Annotated in this window: 20 protein-coding genes and 1 pseudogene; 13 read left to right on the top strand and 8 right to left on the bottom strand. The window is 68.0% G+C overall.

Annotation, left to right across the window (positions count from 1 at the left end; all coding sequences use genetic code 11):
* Positions 1 to 32 precede the first annotated feature (32 nt).
* Positions 33 to 1343 carry an ion channel protein gene (locus SCNU_RS14800; protein ID WP_009680198.1) on the top strand — a complete coding sequence of 437 codons (1311 nt, stop codon included), beginning with the start codon at positions 33 to 35 and terminating at the stop codon, positions 1341 to 1343.
* Position 1344: 1 nt separating this feature from the next.
* Positions 1345 to 3069 carry a SulP family inorganic anion transporter gene (locus tag SCNU_RS14795; RefSeq protein ID WP_009680197.1) on the top strand — a complete coding sequence of 575 codons (1725 nt, stop codon included), beginning with the start codon at positions 1345 to 1347 and terminating at the stop codon, positions 3067 to 3069.
* Between the two features lie 23 nt (positions 3070 to 3092).
* Here SCNU_RS14795 and SCNU_RS14790 read toward each other — a convergent pair whose 3' ends face one another.
* The 7 genes from SCNU_RS14790 to SCNU_RS14760 form a co-directional block, all read right to left on the bottom strand.
* Positions 3093 to 3725 (bottom strand): TetR/AcrR family transcriptional regulator, encoded by a 633-nt coding sequence (locus SCNU_RS14790; protein ID WP_238526456.1) that lies wholly within the window; start codon positions 3723 to 3725, stop codon positions 3093 to 3095.
* A gap of 29 nt (positions 3726 to 3754) precedes the next feature.
* Complete coding sequence (locus SCNU_RS14785; protein ID WP_009680195.1) at positions 3755 to 4549, bottom strand: MBL fold metallo-hydrolase; 795 nt, start codon at positions 4547 to 4549, stop codon at positions 3755 to 3757.
* Positions 4550 to 4689: 140 nt separating this feature from the next.
* Positions 4690 to 5367 carry a PaaI family thioesterase gene (locus SCNU_RS14780; RefSeq protein ID WP_009680194.1) on the bottom strand — a complete coding sequence of 226 codons (678 nt, stop codon included), beginning with the start codon at positions 5365 to 5367 and terminating at the stop codon, positions 4690 to 4692.
* A gap of 48 nt (positions 5368 to 5415) precedes the next feature.
* Positions 5416 to 5805: a carboxymuconolactone decarboxylase family protein gene (locus tag SCNU_RS14775; RefSeq protein WP_009680193.1), complete on the bottom strand. Its 390-nt coding sequence runs from the start codon at positions 5803 to 5805 to the stop codon at positions 5416 to 5418.
* Positions 5802 to 6692: an NAD(P)-dependent oxidoreductase gene (locus SCNU_RS14770; RefSeq protein WP_009680192.1), complete on the bottom strand. Its 891-nt coding sequence runs from the start codon at positions 6690 to 6692 to the stop codon at positions 5802 to 5804. Before SCNU_RS14770 ends, SCNU_RS14775 begins: the two co-directional genes overlap by 4 nt.
* Entirely contained in the window at positions 6689 to 7420 is a 732-nt protein-coding gene (locus SCNU_RS14765) for an SDR family oxidoreductase (protein ID WP_009680191.1), read from the bottom strand. Before SCNU_RS14765 ends, SCNU_RS14770 begins: the two co-directional genes overlap by 4 nt.
* A gap of 289 nt (positions 7421 to 7709) precedes the next feature.
* A complete protein-coding gene (locus SCNU_RS14760; RefSeq protein WP_040518549.1) occupies positions 7710 to 9176 on the bottom strand; it encodes an aldehyde dehydrogenase in 1467 nt (488 codons plus the stop codon).
* Between the two features lie 78 nt (positions 9177 to 9254).
* Here SCNU_RS14760 and SCNU_RS14755 point away from each other — a divergent pair, with 78 nt between their 5' ends.
* The 7 genes and pseudogenes from SCNU_RS14755 to SCNU_RS14725 all read left to right on the top strand — a co-directional run bounded on the left by SCNU_RS14755 (position 9255) and on the right by SCNU_RS14725 (position 15378).
* The gene (locus tag SCNU_RS14755) at positions 9255 to 9854 is read left to right on the top strand and encodes a TetR/AcrR family transcriptional regulator (protein WP_009680189.1); all 600 of its coding nucleotides are present in this window, start codon (positions 9255 to 9257) and stop codon (positions 9852 to 9854) included.
* A gap of 101 nt (positions 9855 to 9955) precedes the next feature.
* A complete protein-coding gene (locus SCNU_RS14750) occupies positions 9956 to 11188 on the top strand; it encodes a cytochrome P450 (protein ID WP_040518548.1) in 1233 nt (410 codons plus the stop codon).
* Positions 11185 to 12015 carry an SDR family oxidoreductase gene (locus SCNU_RS14745; RefSeq protein WP_009680187.1) on the top strand — a complete coding sequence of 277 codons (831 nt, stop codon included), beginning with the start codon at positions 11185 to 11187 and terminating at the stop codon, positions 12013 to 12015. Before SCNU_RS14750 ends, SCNU_RS14745 begins: the two co-directional genes overlap by 4 nt.
* A pseudogene (locus tag SCNU_RS14740) lies at positions 12012 to 13390 on the top strand (cytochrome P450). Before SCNU_RS14745 ends, SCNU_RS14740 begins: the two are co-directional and overlap by 4 nt.
* Positions 13390 to 13581, top strand: a complete 192-nt coding sequence (locus SCNU_RS20885; RefSeq protein ID WP_009680185.1) for a ferredoxin — start codon at positions 13390 to 13392, stop codon at positions 13579 to 13581. Before SCNU_RS14740 ends, SCNU_RS20885 begins: the two are co-directional and overlap by 1 nt.
* A gap of 1 nt (position 13582) precedes the next feature.
* Entirely contained in the window at positions 13583 to 14137 is a 555-nt protein-coding gene (locus SCNU_RS14730) for a hypothetical protein (RefSeq protein WP_009680184.1), read from the top strand.
* Positions 14119 to 15378, top strand: a complete 1260-nt coding sequence (locus SCNU_RS14725) for a hypothetical protein (RefSeq protein WP_040518547.1) — start codon at positions 14119 to 14121, stop codon at positions 15376 to 15378. Before SCNU_RS14730 ends, SCNU_RS14725 begins: the two co-directional genes overlap by 19 nt.
* 109 nt (positions 15379 to 15487) lie before the next feature.
* Here SCNU_RS14725 and SCNU_RS14720 read toward each other — a convergent pair whose 3' ends face one another.
* Positions 15488 to 16381 (bottom strand): PaaI family thioesterase, encoded by an 894-nt coding sequence (locus tag SCNU_RS14720; protein WP_009680182.1) that lies wholly within the window; start codon positions 16379 to 16381, stop codon positions 15488 to 15490.
* A gap of 249 nt (positions 16382 to 16630) precedes the next feature.
* Here SCNU_RS14720 and SCNU_RS14715 point away from each other — a divergent pair, with 249 nt between their 5' ends.
* The 4 genes from SCNU_RS14715 to SCNU_RS14700 all read left to right on the top strand — a co-directional run bounded on the left by SCNU_RS14715 (position 16631) and on the right by SCNU_RS14700 (position 22035).
* A complete protein-coding gene (locus SCNU_RS14715) occupies positions 16631 to 17434 on the top strand; it encodes a TIGR03084 family metal-binding protein (RefSeq protein WP_040518519.1) in 804 nt (267 codons plus the stop codon).
* An 8-nt stretch (positions 17435 to 17442) separates the two neighbouring features.
* On the top strand, positions 17443 to 19191 hold the full coding sequence (locus tag SCNU_RS14710) for an acyclic terpene utilization AtuA family protein (protein ID WP_009680180.1): 1749 nt from the start codon (positions 17443 to 17445) through the stop codon (positions 19189 to 19191).
* 2 nt (positions 19192 to 19193) lie between these two features.
* Positions 19194 to 20354 (top strand): acyl-CoA dehydrogenase family protein, encoded by a 1161-nt coding sequence (locus SCNU_RS14705; protein WP_009680179.1) that lies wholly within the window; start codon positions 19194 to 19196, stop codon positions 20352 to 20354.
* Positions 20355 to 20436: 82 nt separating this feature from the next.
* Positions 20437 to 22035: an acyl-CoA carboxylase subunit beta gene (locus SCNU_RS14700; protein WP_009680178.1), complete on the top strand. Its 1599-nt coding sequence runs from the start codon at positions 20437 to 20439 to the stop codon at positions 22033 to 22035.
* Positions 22036 to 22040 lie beyond the last annotated feature (5 nt).

Genomic DNA, 22040 nt, shown 5'->3' with positions numbered 1-22040 from the left:
CGCCTCCGGAAGACGAGCAGAAAGGCCTCGATATGGGCGACACCCAGCCCGACCCGGCTGAGCCTGAGGAGTTCCGGGTCCCCGTCGGGCGACTGATCGCGATGACGCCCGTGGGCATCATCGTCGGCGCACTCTGTGCGCTCGGTCTCTGGGGTATCTCGGTCGTCGCCGGGTTGGTGCAGAAGCTGGTGTGGGACCACCTCAGTTCGGCGCTGGGAGTCGATCCCGACTCCGGTTGGTGGATCGTCACGATTCTGACCTGCGCCGGCCTGTTGTCCGGTCTGGTGATCCGCTACGTGCCCGGGCATGCCGGGAACGACCCGGCAGCCGCCGGGCTCGTGTCCGCGCCCCTGGCACCGAAGGTGTTGCCGGGCCTGGTGATCGCGACGATTCTCACGCTCGCAGGCGGTGTGAGCCTCGGTCCGGAGAATCCGATCATGGCGATCAATGCGGCGATCATCGTCGCGCTGGGCGCGCGATTGGTCCCGAAGGTAGGACAGCAGGAGTGGATGGGTCTGTCGACGGCGGCGACGATCGGCTCGCTCTTCGGCACCCCGGTCGCCGCGGCCCTGATGATCTCGGAAGCCAACAGCGGCGATCCGCGTGTCCCGCTGTGGAATCGGCTCTACGTTCCGCTGGTCGCGGCGGCCACCGGTTCGTACGTCATCCTCCACTTCACCGACCTGGATCTGTCGATCGGACTGCCGCAGGAGGAAGTGGGCGGGGTGATCCACGTCCTCATCGCGATCGGCATCGCGATCGTGGTCGCCGGCGTCGGCGTGATCGGTGCGATCGTCTTCGACCCGCTGCACCGGGTGCTCAACGCGACGATGCGCAGCCCGGTCCTGCGACTGACGGTCGGCGGACTGGTGCTCGGTCTCCTGGGCGCTGTCGACGGCACCATCACCCTGTTCAAGGGCCTCGACGAGATGAAGGAGTTGCCCGGCGAGATGGCGACCACCACCGCCGTCGGGTTCTTCGTCCTCGCTGGAATCAAACTCTGCGCCATGCTCATCGCCAGCGCCTCCGGGTTCCGGGGCGGACGCATCTTTCCGGCTGTCTTCGTCGGCGCGGCAATGGGTTTCGGGATCCACGCCATGTGGTCGTCGGTGCCCCTCACACTGTGCGCCGCGGCGTCGGTCGTCGGCCTGTCCGTCGCGGCGACGCGGAACGGCTGGATCAGCGTCTTCCTCGGTCTGGCGATCGTGCCGCAATTCGATCTGTTCGTCCCGTTGCTCTTCGCGACACTCGCCGCGTGGCTGTTGGTGGCGAACGCGCCGGAACTGACCGCGAAACCATTGGCACTTCGCCGGGCCGCGGATCCGGCTGTGAAGGGAGCGTGACATGAAGGTCCTGGACCGTCTGCACGGTGCGAAGTCGAAATTCTCGAAGCCCAAACCCGCCGACGCCGTCTCCGGTCTGGTGACCGCGCTGTTCTCCATCCCCGAGGGCATGGCGTACGCCTCGATCGGCGGCTTCAATCCCGTCAGCGGTCTGTATTCGGGCATGCTGTCGACGCTCGTCGGGTCGGTCTTCGCGCGCACCGTGCTGATGGTCACGACGCTGACGAGTGCGATCGCGCTGTCGTCGCAGAGCGTGCTGTCGTCGGCAGGGCTCGATCCGCACGATGTCGGCAACATCGCGATGCTCACCGTCGCGGTCGGCATCGTGATGCTGGCGCTCGGTCTGCTGCGCGTCGGCGCGATCATGGACTTCGTCTCCAGCGCGGTGATGACCGGTTTCACGGTCGGTATCGCGGTTCAGATCGTCGCCGGTGTGCTCGGCGACGTCACCGGCTACGACCCCGATCGCCACAACACCGTCCTGAAGTTCTTCGACGCCGGCGCCCACGTCTCGCAGTGGTCGTGGACGGCGGTGGCGGCCGCGGTCGGCACCATCGCGGTCTGGGGTGTCTTCCAGTTCGTCAAACCGCTGAAGTCGTACGCGACGCTCATCGCGCTGGTCGTCGTGACCGCGGTGGCTGCCGTGGCCGGGCTGGACATCAAATCGGTGGGTGACATCGCGAAGGTGCCGAACAGCCTGCCGTCCTTCACGTTCCCGGATCTGAGTGCGTTCCCGCATCTACTGCTCGGTGCGTTCGCGATCGCCCTGGTCGCACTCGCGCAGGCCGCGGGCATCTCCGCCGCGGTGCCGAACCCCGACGGGTCTCGAACGAACGCATCGGGCGACTTCTCGGCACAGGGTGCGGCAAACATCGTCGGCGGCTTCTTCGGCTCGCTGCCGACCGGCGGATCGCTCTCGCGCACCGGCGTCGCCGTCTCGGCCGGCGCCGCGACCCGGTGGGCGGGCATCTTCGCCGGCGCGTGGCTGATCATCCTGGTCCTGCTGGTCGGCTCGCTGGCGGAGATCATCCCGATGGCGGTGATCGGCGGACTGCTGTTCGTGATCGGCTTCGAGCTGATTCAGGGCCGATGGTCGGACATCATGCTGGTCCTCCGAACCGCGCCGCTGAGTGCGGTGGCGATGGTGATCACCTTCGTGGCGACCACCCAGATCCCCCTGCAGGACGCGATTCTGGTGGGTGCGGCGATCTCGCTGCTTCTGTACTGCGTCCAGGCGGCACGTGGCGCCCGGCTCAAGACACTCGTGCCGAACGACGAGGGCTGGCAGTTCGATGACGTGCCGAAGGTCCTGCCGGCCGACGGAGTCACCGTTCTCTACTACTCGGGTGTCGCGCTGTTCGCCGAGATCCCGCGAATCTCCGAGACCTGGCCGAGGATCCCCGAGGAGCGGGGCAGGTACGTGGTGATCCTCAGTGTCCGCGTGCTGCCCGACGTGCCGTCCGCGACCCTGCAGAAACTGTTGCGCAAGCAGGCCGACGCCATCCACCAGACCGGTGGCCGGCTGATGCTGGCCGGCGTCAGCCCGGCGATGATCACCTCGGTGAAGCGCGCCGGACTCTTCACCGCGCTCGGCGAGGAGAACGTGATTCCGGCGACTCCACAGGTCTTCGGTGCGCTCGACGCCGCCTACGCGGAGGCGCAGCGTTGGGTGGATGAGGGGGAGTCCGGTACGGGCGACGGTGGTGGGAAGTCGGTGGACGGTTAGGCGGCACACGGCTTGAGCCGCAGTCAGTTCGGCGTGCGCGGCGGAGACAGTCCGAGTCCCCGCATCAACGACTCGGCGGCGAATCGAACGGCGTCGTCCCACGGTGTGGCGAGGAACTCCTGACGATCGGTCGCGTAATGGTTCGCCAAGCCGCTCATCGTCGCCCACAGGAGTGTCATCGCCGGGGCGAGATCGCCGTCGTAGCCGAATCGCTGCAGTGCCGACGACAGCGCATCGACCATCCGTCCGGTCGACGCGCGAAGGCTGTCGGCGGACTCTCTCTGAACTCGACCCTCGGCCGTGATCAGGCTCAGCGCGTCGAACTGCCGCCCGAAGATGAGGTAATCGTCCCGGTACATGTTGACGGTGACGGTGAACGCCTCGACCGCGTCGCGGGAGGCGGTGATCGCCGGGGCCAGCCGCGCCATCATCGCGTCGAGTCTGCTCGCGAAGACCGCGATGAACAGTGACTCCTTGTTCGGGTAGTACGTGTACACGGTACCGAGCGAGATGTCGGCCCCGGCGGCCACATCTCGCATGCGGAGGGCGTCGTAACCACCGGTCATCAGCAAAGACTCGCCGGATTGCAGGATGTCGACGCGCCGCTGCTCGCGGTCACCCCACCGGGTCGCCGGTACCTTTCGATGCGAGTCCATCACGGGAACATCCTGCCCGTCCCCGGCCGTCATGCGTCTTGGCGCCGGACGGATTCGTCGAACTGAACGGCGTCGTGTGCGCAGATCAGTTGGACATTCGCCGCCGACGCGGAGCACAGGTCGGCGAGCCGTCGCCGAGTCCGGCGGGCGTCGCGCGGTCGACGCGCGGTGACGAATTGCGAGAAGGCCATCGACGCGGGCACACGTCCGCCCTGCGCGGCATTCTGGTGATAGAAGGCGTCACCGCAGTGAAGCAGCCATCCGTCACCGTCGCGGACCGCGACGCCCATGTGGCCCTCGGTGTGGCCGGGTAGCGCGACATACGCGAAGTCGTCGCCGAGCCCGGAGAGCGCGGCCGCGGGAAAACCGAACCAGTCGTCGGCGGACGCGGTGTAAGTCTGCACGTCGTCGGGATGCTTGGACCGGCGCCAGGGGCGATTGCGGACGGCTGCCGACGGACCGGGTTCCGAGTCGGCATTCGCCAACTCCCGTGCGCTCACATGCAGCCGCGCCGTCGGAAAGTCGTCGATCCCACCGGTGTGATCCGAATCGAGGTGGGTCATCACGATGTCCGTGACGTCCGTGGGGTCGTATCCCAGCGCTTCGACTTGAGACAGCGCCGTCTCTTCGTAGGCGAGTTCCGGACGGATGATGCTCGTCAACGGACGGCCCAGGCGTCCGACGGGATCGGCGAGGTCGCGTCGGCCGAATCCGGTATCGACGAGCACCAGGCCACCTTCGGTCTCGACCAGCAGAACGTGGCACACCATTCGGGTGCCGCCCAGCGGGTGCATCGTTCCGCAGTTGAGGTGTGTAATGGTCATCGCGCCTCAATCTGAACATCGTTCGAAAATGAATCATGTTCAGAATGGTCGGGGGTTCGACGATTGTCAACCGGTCGCGATTCGCCTGGACGGACTCGTACGACGACCTGACCGACCCTCCGCGTATCGGACCTCGCGTGTCAGCCCTGCCCGTCCTGCGCGGCCAGTTCGGCCCGGAGTTTCATGATCTGATCGCGCGACGGAAGCTCCTTCGGCGACACCATGATCGCCTCGGCGGTCACCGTCGGACCGTCGGCCGTGCAGATCTCTCCGCGAACGAAGATCTTCCGGCCCTCGCGACGGACGGTCTCGGCACTCATGCTCAGCGGACCGAGTGGTGTCGGGCGCAGGTACTTGACGGTCAATGTGCCTGTGAAACAGGGCAATCCGTTGCCGACGCTGGCGGCCTCGCCGAGCAGCTGGTCGATCAGCATCGCGGACACGCCTCCGTGCACCAGCCCGCCGGGGCCTTCGTACGCGGCACCGAGCTCCACGTCGCAGGTGGCCCGACCGTCCTCGTGATGCACGATCCGCATCGGCGGGGCGATGCCGTTCCGCGCACCGACCGCGGCGTTGCCCCACGAGAGGCCGCTCAGCTCGCGGGTGAACTGCACCCCGAAGCTTCCCGGCTTCTGCTTGGTGCGCAGGCGGGCGACGATCGCGTCGATCTGCTCGCGCGCTGCGTTCAGCTCGTCGTCGTCGACCTCGGTCCGGATCACCGCGTCGATGAGTCCGCGAACCGAATCGGTGAGCGGCTCGACGACGCTGAGCTGCTGCGCGATCTCTTCGGCGCTCAGGTCTACCAGTCGGAAGTTCATGTGCGTCAGCCTATGGTCGGTGGCGGGGTTCCCGGGCGCGAGTCCCGGTCAGCGGCCAGACTTCTTATGCTTCTTGATCACTTCGCCGAACATCATCGTCATCTTGGTGCCCAACGGCCAGCCCACGTAGTAGCAGAGGAACAGGCCGATCTCGTTCAGTTCCTCCGGCGTGAGTTCGCCGTTGCCCAGCGCGGCGCCGGCCTGGATCTCCGCCACGTCGACCTGTCCGTTCGCCGCGAGTGCGCCGAGAAGGATCAGCCTCCGGTCGCGGTGGGTCAGGCCGTCCCGACTCCACACCTCGCCGAAGACCTGGTCGGCGGTGTGGGCGAAGAAGTCGCCGGGGCCGTCGGACATCTCCCAGCCGTACACCTCCGACATCTTCGCGAGGCCTTTGCGGCGCTGATCGGTCATCGGGGGCGTGGTGACGTCATCCGTCATCGTTGTTCTCCTTCGGGGGTTTCCAGTTCAACCGGCGAGAGGTGGGGGACGCCGAGGCCGGCGGCCAGGTCGGTGAGTGCACGGCGGCCCAGTGGCAGGTCGACTCCGAGCTCGTCGGCCAGCCCGAGGGCGAGGGTCAGATCCTTCTCGCCGAGTTCGCGGACATGGGTGAACACGCCGTACCAGAAGTCGTCCGGAGCGATCGGCGCGGTGGTGTCGCGCAGCATGATCGCGCCTGCGCCGCCGGTGATCGCATCGGTGTGCCGAACCACCCGACCCAGCTTCGCGATGTCGATCCCCGCGGCTTCGGCGAGCCGGGCGGCCTCCGTGGTCGCGGTGAAGGAGATGAAGTGAAGGAGGTTGCGTGCCAGCTTCATCCGTGTCCCGTCGCCCGCGTTCGGTCCGGCGTGGACGATCATGTCGCCCGCCGGCGCCAGCGCTGCCTTCGCGCGGTCGTAGGCTGCGCGGTCGCCGCCGATCATGATCGCGAGGCGGCCCTCCTTGGCGCCCGGCGCACCCCCGGAGATCGGGGCGTCGAGCAGTACGACGTCGTGTCGGGCACAGAGCTCGGCCTGCTCGGCCGCGGTCTCCGGCGAGATCGTCGAGTGCACCGCGATGAGCGAACCCGGTGCCAGGTGATCGAGCAGCCCGCCGACCACTTCCCGCACCTGGTCGTCGTCGCGGACGCAGATGCTGATGAGGTCGCACGACGTGGCCAGGCCGGCGAGGCTGTCGGCGGCTGTCGCGCCGGCGTCGACGACCGCGGCGAGGGCGTCGGGGGAGACGTCGAAAGCGGTCATCGGCGCGGCCGCCGCGAGTCGTGCCGCCATCGGCCCGCCGATGTTCCCGAGGCCGATGTAGCCGAGCCGGAGCGTGTTCTCGCTCATGAACGGATGACCTGTCCGCCGTCGACGTTGAAGATCTGGCCGGTGATCCACGATGCCTCGTCCGACAGGAGGAACAGGCACATACCGACCAGATCCTCCGGGGTGCCCATGCGGCCGAGCGGCAGCTTCGAGACCATGTCGTTCACCATCTCGGTGGGCGTCGTCGACCGGGTCGCCTCGGTGTCGATCGGGCCGGGGGCGATGGCGTTGATGCGGATCCGCTGTCCGCCGAGTTCGACGGCGAGCTGCTGGGTGAGGCCGTTGACGCCGACCTTCGCCAGTCCGTAGAAGCCGCTGTACACCCAGGCCGCGGTGGACGACTGGTTGACGATCGCGCCGCCGTGGCGCATGTGCGGGTAGCACGCTCGGGTCACGTTGAGTGCGCCGTCGAGGTTCACGCTCATGAACTTCTTGTAGTAGTCCCACGGGACGGTGGTGAGGAAGTCGAGCTTCATGCCGCCGTAGATCGCCGCGTTGTTGACGAGCGCGTCGATCTTGCCGCGCTCGTCGACGACGGCCTCGGCGAGCGCCGCAGCCGATTCCGGATCGGCGACGTCGGTGTGGCAGTACATGCCGCCGATCGAGTCGGCGACGGTCTGCCCGGCCTCGTCGTTGACGTCGGCGATGACGACGTACGCGCCCTCGGCGGCGAGGGCGCGCGCATAGGCTTCGCCGATGCCGCCCGCGGCGCCGGTGACGATCGCGGTCTTGTCACTGAATCGGGTCATGCTGTGTGTTCCTTTGGTGGTGTTGTGCTGGTGGTTTCGACTCGCTTCGCTCGCTCAACCAGCGGAGGGAAGTGCTCGCTCAACCAGCGGAGGGAAGTGCTCGCTCAATCAGCGGGCGGGGAGTGCTCGCTCAACGAACGGGTGGGGAGACGGACGAGACGACGACACAGGGGTTGGGCGGGGATGTTGTGACGAGCTCTCCGCAGCGACGAGGCGCTAGCCGAGGAGTGAGGACTGCCGAGGAACAACATCCCCGCCCAAGCCCGGGCCGCAGACAGCGGGGGAGAGATCAGACGGGCGTTGCCACCGCTTTGATCTCGAGATACTCGGAGAACCCCGCCACCCCCATCTCGCGGCCGATCCCGCTCTGCTTGTAGCCGCCGAAGGGGACGTCGGCCGAGTACCAGATGCCGCCGTTGACGCCCATGGTCCCGGTCCGGACGCCGTCGACGACCGCGTTGATCCGGTCGGGATCGGTGCCCCAGACGGCGCCGGAGAGTCCGTAGGGGGAGTCGTTGGCGATGTCGATCGCGTCTTGGTCACCGTCGTGCGGGACGATCACCAGGACCGGCCCGAAGATCTCCTCCTGGGCGACGCGTGCGGAATTGTCGAGCCCGGAGATGAGGGTGGGTTCGATGAAGAAACCCTTCTCCTGGTCGGCGGGGCGGCCGCCGCCGACCTCGATCACGCCGCCCTCGTCGCGCGCGAGACGCAGGTATTCCTCGACGCGCTCGCGTTGGCGTGCGGAGATCAGCGGCCCGCACACCGTCCCCGGCCGGGTGGGGTCGGCGGCGGCCAGACCGGCCATCGCATTCTTGGTGAGTTCGACGGCGGCGCCCAGTGTTTCACGTGGCACCAGCAGTCGGGTGGTGATGGCGCAGCCCTGGCCGGCGTGGGTGACGACGGAGAAGGCCGCCATCGAGCAGGCCGCGCCGAGGTCGGCGTCGTCGAGGACGATGAACGCCGACTTGCCGCCGAGTTCGAGGAAGACCTTCTTGAGCGTCGGCGCGGCCGCGGCCATCACCTTGCGACCGGTGTCGGTGGAGCCGGTGAACGAGATCAGGTCGACGCGCGGATCGGTGCAGAGCTGTGCTCCGAGCAGATGGTCGGTGGAGGTGACGATGTTGATCACGCCCGGTGGAAAATCGGTCTCCTCGGCGATCACCTTGCCGACCAGCGCCGCGCACCACGGGGTGTCGGGGGCGGGCTTGAGGATCACGGTGCAGCCGGCCGCCAGCGCGGGACCGATCTTGGCGAAGTTGATCTGGTGCGGGAAGTTCCACGGCGTGATGGCGCCGACCACACCGATGGCTTCCGCGCGCAGTTCGCGGCGGTTCTTGATGCCCATCGGACTGGCCTCGCCGAGGTCGGTGGTCCACGAATAGCTTTCGGCGAGGTCGGCGAAGTACCCGAGGTCGGTGATCGGGCCGACCAGCTGGGGTCCGTGGGTCAGGAACGTCGGGCACCCGACCTCGGCGACGGTCAGCTCGCGCAGTTCGTCGGCGTGAGCCAGCAGGGCGTCGCGCAGCTGGCGTAGGCAGTGGGCGCGGAAGGCGTGGTTCCGGGACCAGTCCGTCTGATCGAATGCGCGGCGAGCGGCGTCGATCGCCGCGTCCATGTCGGCGGACGTGCCCTCGGCGGCTTGGCCGATGACCTCCTCGGTGGCCGGGTTGACGACCTCGAACGTGCCGCCGGATCCGGGGATCAGCTTGCCGTCGATCAGCAGGTCGGTGGCGTTGTCGGGTCGTAGCGAGATGCTCGCTCGAGTCATATTCAGAACTCCATCTGGACAGGTGTCTGGACTTCGATTCAACCGTAGAGTAGCGTGCGTCACATGTCCACCCCCGTCGAATCCGCCGGTGTCGCCACCGAGTCGACCCGCCGTCGCCTCAGTCCCCAGCAGGCCGAGAAGATCAGCAAGATGGCCGACGCCGCCGTCGAGATCCTCGCGGCCGACGGTTTCGACGCGCTCTCGGTGCGCGACGTCGCCAAACGGGCGGGCGTCGCGCCGGCCACCGCGTACACGTACTTCAGCTCGAAGAGTCACCTGGTCGCGGAGGTGTTCTGGCGTCGGCTCGCGGCCGGTGTCCCGGAAGCGGATCCGTCGCTGCCCGCGCGTGATCGAGTGGCGCAGGTGCTGCGCGGCGTGTCGATGGTGGTTGCGGGCGACGGCCAGCTCGGCGGCGCCGTCACCGTCGCCCTCCTCGGCAACGATCCGGACTCCGAGCACCTGCGCTGGCGCATCGGGCGCTTCATCCACGATCGCCTCGCGGCCGCGGTCGGCAACGACCATCCCGAGGCCGAGCGCGTGGTCGACGCGCTGCAGATGCTGTACGCGGGTGGACTCGTCACCGCGGGCATGGGCCACCTGACCTACGAGGCCACCTCCGAGCGGCTGGTCGCCGCCGCCGGGCTGCTGATGCCCGCGGACTGACCCGGACCCGACACAGGCCCGACCAGAACCGACCGAAGCCTTTGATCCACAAGCCGATTCACGATTGATGGGAAGAGACGTTGACCGTCACCGACACCGGAATGCAGGGGTCGATACCCTTCGACCCCTACGACTACGACTTCCACGAGGACCCGTACCCGACATACGCGCGACTGCGCCGTGAGGCGCCCGTCTACCGCAGCGCCGACGGCGACTTCTGGGCCTTGGCCCGGCACGACGACGTCTCGGAGGCCTTCCGCGACAACGTCCGGCTGTCCAACAGCTGGGGCGTGTCGATGGACCCGTTGTCGTACAACGAGAACGCCGAGTACGCCATGAGCTTCCTGGCGATGGACGATCCGCGGCATCTGCGACTGCGCAAGCTGGTCTCGAAGGGCTTCACCCCGCGCCGGGTGAGCGAGCTGGCACCGCGGATCCAGGAGCTGACGCATCAGCACTGGTCGCGGTGCCTGGAGATGGGCGAGTTCGACTTCGTCCACGACTTCGCCGGACTGCTCCCGATGGACGTGGTGTCCGAGCTGCTGGGCGTCGGACAGTCCGACCGCGCTCACCTGCGGACTCAGTCGGACCTGCTGATCCACCGCGAGGAGGGTGTCACCGACGTCCCCGAGGCCGCGATCCGCGCGTATGTGGAGCTGCACGGCTTCTACACGGAACTGCTGGCCGACCGGCGGAAGAACCCGGGCGACGATCTCGTCTCGGCGCTGATCGGCGCCGAGCTCGCGGGCGACGACGGCGAACTCACCGCGATGACAGACCAGGAGATCATCGGCTTCATGATGCTGATGGTGGTGGCGGGCAACGAGACCACCACCAAGCTCCTGGCGAACTCCGTCTTCTGGGGTCATCGCAGCGGCGGACAGGTGGCCGGGATCCTCGACGCGGTGGGCGCCGGGGCCGACGCGCTCGAGATCGTCGAGGACTGGGTCCAGGAGACGCTCCGCTACGACACCTCGACGCAGATGCTGCTGCGGCGCGTCGCCCGCGACGTCGAGTACGGCGGCCGGACCATTCCGGCGGGCGATCGCGTGCTGCTGCTGATCGGTTCGGCGAACCGGGATGAGGACGTCTTCGGACCCGACGCCGACCAGTACCGCATCGGCCGTGACAGCAGCCGCACCATCCTGTCGTTCGGACTCGGCACCCACTTCTGCCTCGGCGCGCACCTCGCACGGCTCGAGACCAACATCGGTCTGGCCGAGATCGCCCGCACCGTCAAGAGTTTCGAGGTCGACGTCGCCGCCGCCGAGCGCGTGCACTCGGTCAACGTCCGCGGCTTCGCCGCCCTCCCGATGAAAGTGATCGCCCGATGAGATTCCAGCCCCATCCCGACCGTCGACCGGTCCTGGTCGCCGGCGCGTCGTCCGGCATCGGTGAAGCGACCGCGCGTGCCCTCGCCGCCGCCGGACACCCCGTCGCCCTCGGCGCCCGCCGCGTGGAGAAGTGCGCGGAGACCGCCGCGCAGATCGTCGCCGACGGCGGCGAGGCCGTGGCGGTGTCCCTCGACGTCACCGACGACGACGCGGTGCGCGCCGCGGTCGCCGCCGCGGAGGCCGCGCTCGGTCCGCTCGAAGTGGTCGTCACCGGTGCCGGTGACCTGCAGATCGGACGGGCCCACGAGATGCCCGTCGACGACTGGGCCGCGCAGATCGACGTCCACCTCGTCGGCGCCTATCGCATGTACCGGGCCGTCGCGCCGGCGATGATCGAACGCCGTCGCGGGGACATCGTCTTCATCAGCTCCGACGTCGTCACCCATCCGCGCCCGTGGTCGTCGGCGTACGTCGCCGCCAAGTGCGGTGTCGAGGGCATGGTCGCGACGATCGGCATGGAACTCGAAGGAACCGGCGTCCGCGCCGGCCTGGTCCGGCCCGGTCAGACGATCACCGGCATGGGCATGAACCTCGATCAGCAGCAGACCGAGGACATGCTCAACGACTGGATCGCGTTCGGACTGGCCAGGCACGGCCACTTCCTCAAACCCGAGAACCTCGCCTCGGCCGTCATGGCGATGATCTCGATGCCGCCCGGCGCGCACATGCGTTCGGTCGACGTCGAAGCCGAGGGCAAGCTCGTCCCACCCGCCCAACCCACCCAGACCGCCCCGGCTACGCAGTCCGCGGAAGGAGCACTAGCATGACCTCATCAGACACCGCAACGTCCATCCGCGTCTCCGGCGGCGAGGGCGAGCACGGTCACCTCGACGAGCTCGCCACCGATCCGATCGGCCTGTTCCGGCGCGTGCGCGACGAGCACGGCGAGGTGGGCATGTTCCAGCTCGCCGATCGCGAGGTGGTCCTGGTCAGCGGCGCCGCCGCCAACGAGGAGTTCTTCCGCGCCCCGGACGAGGTGCTCGACCAGGGCGCCGCGTATCCCTTCATGACCCCGATCTTCGGCGAGGGCGTCGTCTTCGACACCAGCCCCGAGCGGCGGTCGGAGATGCTGCACAATCAGGCGCTCAAGGGTGCGCACATGAAGCAGCACGCGGTCACCATCCCAGACGAGGTGGAGCGGATGATCGCCGACTGGGGCGACGAGGGGGAGATCGATCTCCTGGACTTCTTCGCCGAGCTGACGCTGTACACGTCGTCGTCGTGCCTGATCGGCCGCAAGTTCCGCGAGGAGCTCTCCGGGCACATCGCGCACCTGTACCACGAGCTCGAGAAGGGCACCGATCCCATCGCGTACGTCGACATGCACGCGGACATCGAGAGCTTCCGTCGCCGCGACGCCGCGCGCGCCGAGCTGGTGGAGTTCATCGGCGGCGTCATGGACCGGCGCATCGCGAATCCGCCTGCGGACAAAGAGGATCGGGACCTGCTCGACGTCCTGGTGTCGCTCAAGAACGACGACGGCTCGCAGATGTTCACCCCGGACACCGTCACCGGCATCTTCATCTCGATGATGTTCGCCGGGCACCACACGACGTCGGGAACGGCGGCGTGGACGCTGATCGAACTGCTCAAGCATCCGGACTATCTCGCCGAGGTCACCGGTGAGCTCGACGGGATCTATTCGGACGGAACCGAATACAGCTTCGCCGCGATGCGTCAGATCCCGAAGCTGGAAGGGGCGATCAAGGAGGCGCTGCGACTGCATCCGCCGCTGATCATCCTGATGCGGCTGGTCCAGGAGGACTTCGAGGTCGGCGGGGTCACCGTGCACAAGGGGCAGTCGATCGCCGTCTCGCCCGCGGTCTCGAATCGCCTGCCCGAGGACTTCCCGAATCCCGACGCCTTCGATCCGGCCCGATACGACGAGCCCCGCCAGGAGGACCTCGTCAACCGCTGGACCTGGATCCCGTTCGGCGCGGGCAGGCACCGCTGTGTCGGCGCGCAGTTCGCGATGATGCAGCTCAAAGCCATCTTCTCGGTGCTGCTGCGCAACTACGAATTCTCCCTCGTGCAGGACGCCGACAGCTACCGCAACGACCATTCCAAGATGGTCGTCCAGCTGCAGTCCGGAGGAGGCTGCTGCACCAGCCGTGCCGTGTCGCCTACCGGCGGGTGCGGTGATGCGCGTCGTCGTCGATCTCGACCTGTGCCAGGGACATGGCATGTGCGAGATGGAGGCGCCCGACGTCTTCGAAGCGGGCCGCGACGCCGTCACCCTGCTCGATGAGACCCCCGATGAATCCCGGCGCGCCGAAGTGGAGGCCGCCGTCCGTTACTGCCCTACCCAAGCCCTGAAGATCGTGGAGGACTGACATGGCATTTCCCCGCTCCGAACTGGACGAGATGAAGCAGCGCTGGCTCGACGCCAACGTCGAGGCCGAGAAGGCGGGCGACTGGCGTCCGCTGGCCGAGTTCTACACCGAGGACGCCACCTACGGGTGGAACTACGGACCCGAGAAGGACTTCATGGCCGTCGGACGCGACGAGATCCGCGAGATCGCGCTCGGACAGGAGATGGAGGGCCTGGAGGGCTGGGAGTACCCGTATCAGGCGTGGGTGATCGACGAGCGGACCGGCGACATGATCGGGCTGTGGCGGCAGATCAACGAGGGGCGCCGTGAGGACGGGTCCAACTACGCGGTGCACGGCATCGGCGGCAGCTGGTTCCGGTACGCGGGCAACTTCCAGTTCAGTTGGCAGCGTGACTTCTTCGACTTCGGGAACGTCTCCGCGCTGTTCCTCGAGATGCTGACGAACCAGGCGTGCAGCGACGGCATGCTCAAGCGGATCGAGAAGTCCGCGCCGGGGAATCTGCCCGGCTGGTATCCGCGCGACGAAGCCCCCGTCGGATTGTGGGAGATGCCGTGAGCCCGACGTCGCTGACCCACGATCAGCTGGCGACGCTGGTCCCGGAGTCGCTGCTGTCGGGCCAGCTGATCGACCGGTCCGGGATGGCGCACCTCATCGCGGAGTTCGGCCGCGAGGGGATGACGCAGGTCGCCATTGAGGAGTGGATGGCGGCGAGCCCGGTCTACACCGCGCGGATGCGGACGGCCCTCGGCATCGACGGCGATGGTGTCGAGGACATGTTCAAGTGCCTGCAACTCGACATCGGCGCGCCGCCGCAGTTCATGGACTTCCGATACCGGATCGTCGACCGGTACCACGGCTCGTTCGTCCTCGACCACTGCGGAGCGTTGCTCGACGTGGAGCCGATGGGCGAGGAGTACGTCACGGCGATGTGCCACGACATCGAGGATCCGACGTTCGACGCGACCGCTATCGCGACGAACCGGCGGGCGCGGATCCGTCCCGTCCACCGTCCGCCGCGAGTGCCCGCCGATCGCGCGCCGCACTGCGAGTGGACGGTCACGATCGAACCGGATCGCGAGGAGCTGCCGCTGCCTGCGGTCACCGAGCCGACGTTGGCGACGCGCGCGGCGGCGATCGAGTTGAGTGCGATCGACCCCGCCGACGCGGATGGTCTGGTCGACTACCGGGGACCGCTGGTCGAGGACCTGGCGTTCGGCGAGTTCTCGACGTCGGCGCTGGTGCGGATTGCGGAGGAGACGGCGCTGCAGCACCAGCTGCTGGCGATCGGTTTCCTGGCCTCGGTGCGGCGTCGGACCGATGAGGGCACGGCCGACGCGATCCTCGACAAGCAGCTGATCGGGATCGCCGGAATCACCGCCGAACGGCTCGCGGCGAGCGTGTTCGGTCGCCGGAACGACGCGCAGGCGCTGGCCGACGTGCTCAACGTCCACCCGGTGTTCGGGCCGACGCAGTACACGGGCGTCGTCGCCGAGGCGGTCGGAGACGGTGTGCGCGTGCGCATTCCGCAGGATTCTCCGGCGGTCGAAGACGGTGCGTGGCTGCGGCTGCTGTCCCAGGGCCGCCTCGATGCGCTGCAGTCCGCAGCCCGCGCGGTCGACGCGACCTGGGTGGTCGGGGAGGCCGTCGTCGATGGCACCGATCTGGTGGTGTCCATTGGCCGCGGAGATCCGCAGCTCGAGTCCGGCGAGGTCGCGATCGTGCGCTTCTCCGCGGGCTCGTCGTTCGCCTTCGCCGACCGAGGCCCGTCGAAGGCGTTGCCGCTGTCGGTGGTGTGAATCGGGACGTCACCTACATGCGCTCCCCGAACTTGCAGGCGCGGACCTCCGGAAGTCCGCGCCTGCAAGTTCGGGGAGCGTGTGTGGTCGGGATACGCGGCCCGACGGCCTACACGTCGAAGCGGGCGTCGGCCGTGGCGCGGCCGAGGAGCTGATCGCCGTCGTACATGCGGGCGTCGAACAGCGACAGCCGGCGGCCCAGCTTCACCGGCGTCACCTCGACGCGTACGGTCCGGCCGTCGACGATGGGGGAGCGGTGGAACTCGCAGGTGAAATCGATCAGCTGGTACCCGCCGCCTGCGCGGACGTTGCGCTGTGCGCCGAACGAGCACGCCTGCCCGAGCATGGTGGCGATCACGCCGCCATGCATGGTGCCCATGAGGTTCGCCATCCACGGCTCACCGGTGAACTCCGCCTCGATCGAACCGTCGTCGTTCGACCGGGTGACGGTGCCGCCGAGAATGCCGGCGAGCGGTCCGACCGGGAGACTGCCGTCGATGAGCTTCGCGATCACGTCGGCACCGGACAGTGCGGGATCGAGTGCGGGGACCGCGGGGAGGGTGTTCGGGGCGGGCGGATCGGCCTGCCACTGGCCGGATTCGCCCGTGGTGGGCCGCCCCACGCGAACGCCGCGGGCGACGCCGAAGCACAGGGTGTCGCCGTCGCCACCGGTGATCGCGACCGAGGTGGTGCCGTAGGTGTCGTTGTGCATCTGGACCTCGCCGGTGGCCCGGACCATGTCGTGCAGGCGCGGTCGTTCGACCATCGACATGGTGAGCCGTGCCTGCATCGACGACGAGTCCATGTTGAGCCGGTGGAACGGGATGCCGCCGATGTCGTCGAACAGGACCGCGAACGCGGGGAGTTCGATCAGTCCGCGGTGATCGGTCAGGTCGGTGCCCAGCTTCTGTGTGAGGACGGGCGTCGCGGTCTCCGTCTCGCGGCCGATGCCGAAGGTCGAGAAGGGATCGGCGTTCCGAAGCGGCGCGGCATGAGTCGTCATGCGTCCGTCATATCAGCACGTCGGACGGGGTGACACTCCGCGGAGGCGGGAGTGAGACCGTCGCCACTCACTGGGGTGCCGCGAGGGATCTGTCCGTTCCGGGGCTGCCGAGGGCAGATTGCCCTCGCAGGCGCGCGCAGCGACAGTCTTTCTGCGAAGGCGACGGTTCCGACCTGCGGTGGAACATGAAGCAGAGCAAAACAATCATTCGTGCTTGATTTATTCGGGCGTCCGTGTGACTCTGGTCGCATGGCGATTGTGGACGACCTGGTGCAGGCGTTGCAGGCGGAATCCGAATCTCTCGACGATCTGGTCGCGGCCCTGCCGGTCGAGGCGTGGTCGACCCCGACGCCCGCGGAGGGGTGGACCATCGCCCACCAGATCGGGCACCTGCACTGGACCGATCGGGTCTCCTTGCTGTCGGTGACCGATCCCGACGGCTTCCAGGCGCTGCTCGCCGAGGCCATGGGCGATCCGATGGGCTTCGTGGACGCGGGTGCCGAGGCAGAGGCGGCACGACCGCCCGCCGAGCTGCTCGCCGACTGGCGTAAGACGCGGGCGAGGCTCGCAGGCGCGCTGATCGCCGTCCCCGACGGCACCAAGCTGAACTGGTTCGGGCCGCCGATGTCGGCGCCGTCGATGGCGACCGCCCGGCTCATGGAGACGTGGGCGCACGGTCTCGACGTCGCCGACGCGCTCGGCGTGGAGCGGGTGGCCGACGACCGGATCAAGAACGTCGTCCACCTCGGTGTCCGCACCCGGAACTTCGCATACATGGTGAACGGGCTCGAGGCGCCGGCGGAGGAGTTCCGGTTCGAGATCACCGCGCCGTCCGGCGAGGTGTGGACGTGGGGTCCGGAGGGTGCGTCGAACGTCGTGCGCGGCCCGGCCGTCGACTTCTGCGAGCTGATCACCCAGCGCCGCCACCTGTCCGATCTCGCGCTGGACGTGATCGGCGCCGATGCGCAGAAGTGGGCGACGATCGCTCAGGCTTTCGCCGGCCCGCCCGGAGGCGGCCGCGAGGCGAGCGGTCTCAATGGCGAAATGCATTAGGAGGAACGATGTCTGACGCAGCACGACCGATCCGGATCGGCAACGTCTCCGGCTTCTACGGCGACCGCTTCAGCGCGGTCCGCGAGATGCTCGAAGGCGGTGAGCTCGACTTCATCACCGGCGATTATCTCGCCGAGCTGACCATGCTGATCCTGGGTCGCGACCGCCTCAAGAACCCCGATCTCGGCTACGCGAAGACGTTCCTGCGCCAGATGGAGCAGAACCTCGGTCTGATCGCCGAGAAGGACGTCAAAGTGGTCGTCAACGCCGGCGGACTCAACCCGCACGGGCTGGCCGTCGCGCTGCGCGAGGTGATCGAGAAGCTCGACGTCGACCGCCGCGTGGCCTTCGTCAACGGCGACGACATCGTCGGTCGGGCGGGCGAGCTGGGCCTGGGCTCACCGATAGCCGCCAACGCCTACCTCGGCGGCTTCGGCATCAAGACGGCGCTCGACGCCGGTGCCGACATCGTGGTCACCGGACGCGTCACTGACGCGTCGCTGGTGGTCGGATCGGCGGCGTCGGCGTTCGGCTGGGGCTACGACGACCTCGATCAGCTGGCGGGCGCGGTGGTCGCGGGTCACGTGATCGAGTGCAGCGCCCAGGCGACCGGCGGCAACTACTCGTTCTTCACCGAGATCCCCGACATGGGGCGCCTGGGCTTCCCGATCGCCGAGGTCGCGGCGGACGGCTCGTCGGTGATCACGAAGCACGAGGGGACCGGCGGCTCGGTCCAGATCGGGACGGTCACCGCCCAGTTGCTGTACGAGGTCGGCGGTCCGCGCTATTACAACCCGGACGCCACCGCGCGGATGGACACCGTCGAACTGTCGCAGGTGGGCCCGGACCGCGTTCGGGTCAGCGGCGTGAAGGGCGAGGCTCCGCCGAAGGATCTGAAGGTGTCCCTGAATCATCTGGGCGGGATCCGCAATGAGTTCGAAGTGGTCTTGACCGGCCTCGACATCGAGGCCAAAGCGGCCGTCTTCCAGGAGCAGTTCGAGGCTGCGCTCCCGGAGCGTCCGGCCGAGCTGACGTGGGAGCTGGTCCGCCTCGATCGGCCCGACGCGGATACCGAAGAGAAGGCCAGCGCCATGCTGCGCTGTGTCGCGCGGGATGCCGACCCGAAGAAGGCCGGTCGCCAGTTCACCGGTGCCGCAGTGGAACTCGCGCTGGCGAGCTACCCCGGTTTCACGCTCACCGCGCCTCCCGGAAACGGTGCGCCCTACGGCGTCTTCGAACCCGCCTACGTGGACGCTTCGCTGGTGCCGCATCAGGTGAATCAGCCGGACGGCGTCACCGTGCGGATCGAGCCGTCGCCGTTGCGCACGGAGCCGATCGTCGACCGGAGCGTGCCGTCGTCGAGCACGACCACCGACTGGGGCGCGACCGTCGACCTGCCGCTGGGCACGATCGCGGGCGCCCGCTCGGGTGACAAGGGCGGCAGTGCGAACATCGGGCTCTGGGCGCGTTCGGACGACGAGTACGCGTGGCTCGACGAGACGCTCAGCGTCGCGAAGCTGAAGGAACTGTTGCCGGAGGTCGCCGACCTCACGGTCCACCGCTATCGGCTGCCGAACCTGCGCGCGGTGAACTTCGTGGTCGAGCAGGTGCTCGGTCGCGGCGTCGCCGAGAACGTCCGTTTCGATCCGCAGGCCAAGGGACTCGGCGAGTGGCTGCGTTCGCGCGTCGTCGCCGTGCCCACTCGGTTCGTCGACGCGCAGTCCGCGGCGAACCGCCGATCAACTGAAGGGAACTGAGAGTGCCCATCGTGAGCGACATCTGGGACTCGCCGGAACGACGTGAACTCCGCAGCAGCATCGCGGGATTCGTGGAACGGCACATTCTGCCGTACCAGGACGAGTGGGAACGGGAGGGGCTGATCCCGCGCGAGACGCATCTGGCGGCCGCCGAGTTGGGGCTGTTCGGCCTCGGCGTGCCCGAGGAGATCGGCGGTAGCGGCGGCGACCTCGTCGATGCCACGATCCTGGTCGAGGAACTCCACTACCGGGGTGTGGCCGGCGGCGTCTTCGCATCTCTGTTCACCCACGGCATCGCATTGCCGCATCTGATCGCCGCCGGGGATCAGGATCAGATCGACAAGTGGGTCCGCCCCACGCTGGCCGGCGAGAAGATCGGCAGCCTCGCGATCACCGAGCCCAGTGGGGGCAGCGACGTCGGCCATCTGCGCACCACAGCCGTTCGAGACGGGGATCACTACGTGGTCAATGGGGCCAAGACGTTCATCACGTCGGCCGTGCGCGCGGACTTCGTCGTCACCGCGGTCCGCACCGGCGGGCCGGGGGCTGCCGGGGTGTCGCTGCTGGTGATCGAGAAGGGCACGCCCGGTTTCGAGGTGGCGCGCAAGCTCGACAAGATGGGCTGGCGCAGTTCGGACACGGCCGAACTGTCGTTCACCGACGTCCGGGTGCCGGTCGACAATCTGGTCGGCGCGGAGAACTCCGGATTCGCGCAGATCGCGCAGGCCTTCGTCACCGAGCGTGCGTCGTTGGCGTCGCAGGCGTATGCGAGTGCGCAGCGCTGCCTGGACCTGACCCTCGAGTGGGTCCGGAACCGGGAGACGTTCGGCAAGCCCCTCATCGCCCGGCAGTCGGTGCAGGACAGCGTCACCGAGATGGCCCGCAGGATCGATGTGGCGCGGACGTACACGCGATCGGTCGTCGAGCGGCGCGTGTCCTCGGGCGACGATCTGATCGCGGAGATCTGCTTCGCGAAGAACACCGCCGTCGAGGCGGGCGAGTGGGTCGCGAACAAGGCTGTCCAGCTGCATGGCGGGATGGGCTATATGCGCGAGTCCGAGGTGGAGCGACAATACCGCGACATGCGCATCATCGGCATCGGCGGCGGCACCAACGAGATCCTGACCGGTCTCGCGGCGAAGCGATTGGGGTATCAGGCATGAGGGCGAGCGTAGCGACGGGGGATGTCGGGGCGAGCGTAGCGACGGGGGACGTCGGGGCGAGCGTAGCGACGGGGGATTCGAAATGACCATCATCCGCAGCAGGATCGACACGTCGTCGGAGGAGTTCGCGACGAACGTCGAGGCGATGAACGCCAAGCTCGCCGAGCTGGATCTGGAGTTCCGTAAGGTGCTGGCCGGCGGTGGCGAGAAGTACGTGGAGCGGCACCGGAAGCGCGGCAAGATGACTGCGCGCGAGCGCATCGAGCTGCTGGTCGACGAGGATTCGCCGTTCCTGGAGCTGTGTCCGCTCGCGGCGTACGGTTCGCAGTTCACGGTCGGCGCGTCGGTCGTGGTGGGGATCGGTGTCGTGGAGGGCGTCGAGTGCTTGATCGTGGCGAACGATCCGACAGTCAAGGGCGGCACGTCGAATCCGTGGACCCTGCGAAAGATCCTCCGCTGCAACGACATCGCCAAGCAGAACCGTCTTCCGGTGATCTCGCTGGTGGAGTCCGGCGGTGCGGATCTGCCGACGCAGAAGGAGGTGTTCGTCCCCGGCGGCCGGATGTTCCGGGACTTGACGAACCTCTCGGCGGCGGGCATCCCGACGATCGCGCTGGTGTTCGGCAACTCGACGGCGGGCGGCGCGTACGTCCCCGGTATGAGCGATCACGTCGTCATGATCGAGGATCGGTCCAAGGTGTTCCTCGGCGGTCCGCCGCTGGTCAAGATGGCGACCGGTGAGGAGAGCGACGACGAGGAGCTCGGCGGTGCGAAGATGCACGCCCGGGTCTCGGGTCTCGGCGACTACCTGGCGGCGGACGAGCAGGACGCCGTGCGCATCGGTCGCCGGATCGTCGCGCGGCTGAACTGGCGTAAGCAGGGTCCGGGGCCGGTCGCGCCGTCGATCGAGCCGCGGTACAGCCCGGAGGAACTGCTGGGAATCGTTCCGCCGGATCTGAAGATTCCGTTCGATCCGCGTGAGGTGATCGCCCGGATCGTCGACGACTCCGACTTCGACGAGTTCAAGCCCGAGTACGGCGCGTCGCTGTGCACGGGGTGGGCGCGGATCCACGGTCATCCGGTGGGCATCCTGGCCAATGCGCAGGGCGTGCTGTTCTCGGCGGAGTCGCAGAAGGCGACCCAGTTCATCCAGTTGGCGAACCGCAGTGACACGCCGCTTCTGTTCTTGCACAACACGACCGGCTACATGGTCGGCAAGGAGTATGAGCAGGGCGGCATCATCAAGCACGGCGCGATGATGATCAACGCGGTGGCGAACTCCACCGTTCCGCACATCTCGGTCCTGGTGGGTGCGAGCTACGGCGCCGGCCACTACGGCATGTGCGGCCGGGCGTACGACCCACGGTTCCTGTTCGCGTGGCCGAGTGCGAAGAGCGCGGTGATGGGTGCCGCGCAGCTGGCGGGCGTCATCTCGATCGTCTCGCGGGCGGCCACCGAGGCGCGCGGCGGCACTGTCGACGAAGAGGCGGATGCGGGCATGCGGGCCATGATCGAGGCGCAGATCGAAGCCGAGTCGGTGCCGATGTTCTTGTCCGGGATGCTCTACGACGACGGCGTCATCGACCCGCGCGACACTCGCACGGTGCTCGGTCAGGCACTGTCGGCGATCGCGTCGGCACCCGTCGAGGGCACCAGCAACTTCGGCGTCTTCCGGATGTGAGGAAT

It is taken from the genome of Gordonia neofelifaecis NRRL B-59395 (assembly GCF_000192435.1).
GTDB lineage: Bacteria > Actinomycetota > Actinomycetes > Mycobacteriales > Mycobacteriaceae > Gordonia > Gordonia neofelifaecis.
Note: the sequence above shows the minus strand (reverse complement) of the source record. Positions and strands in the feature narration are given on the sequence as shown.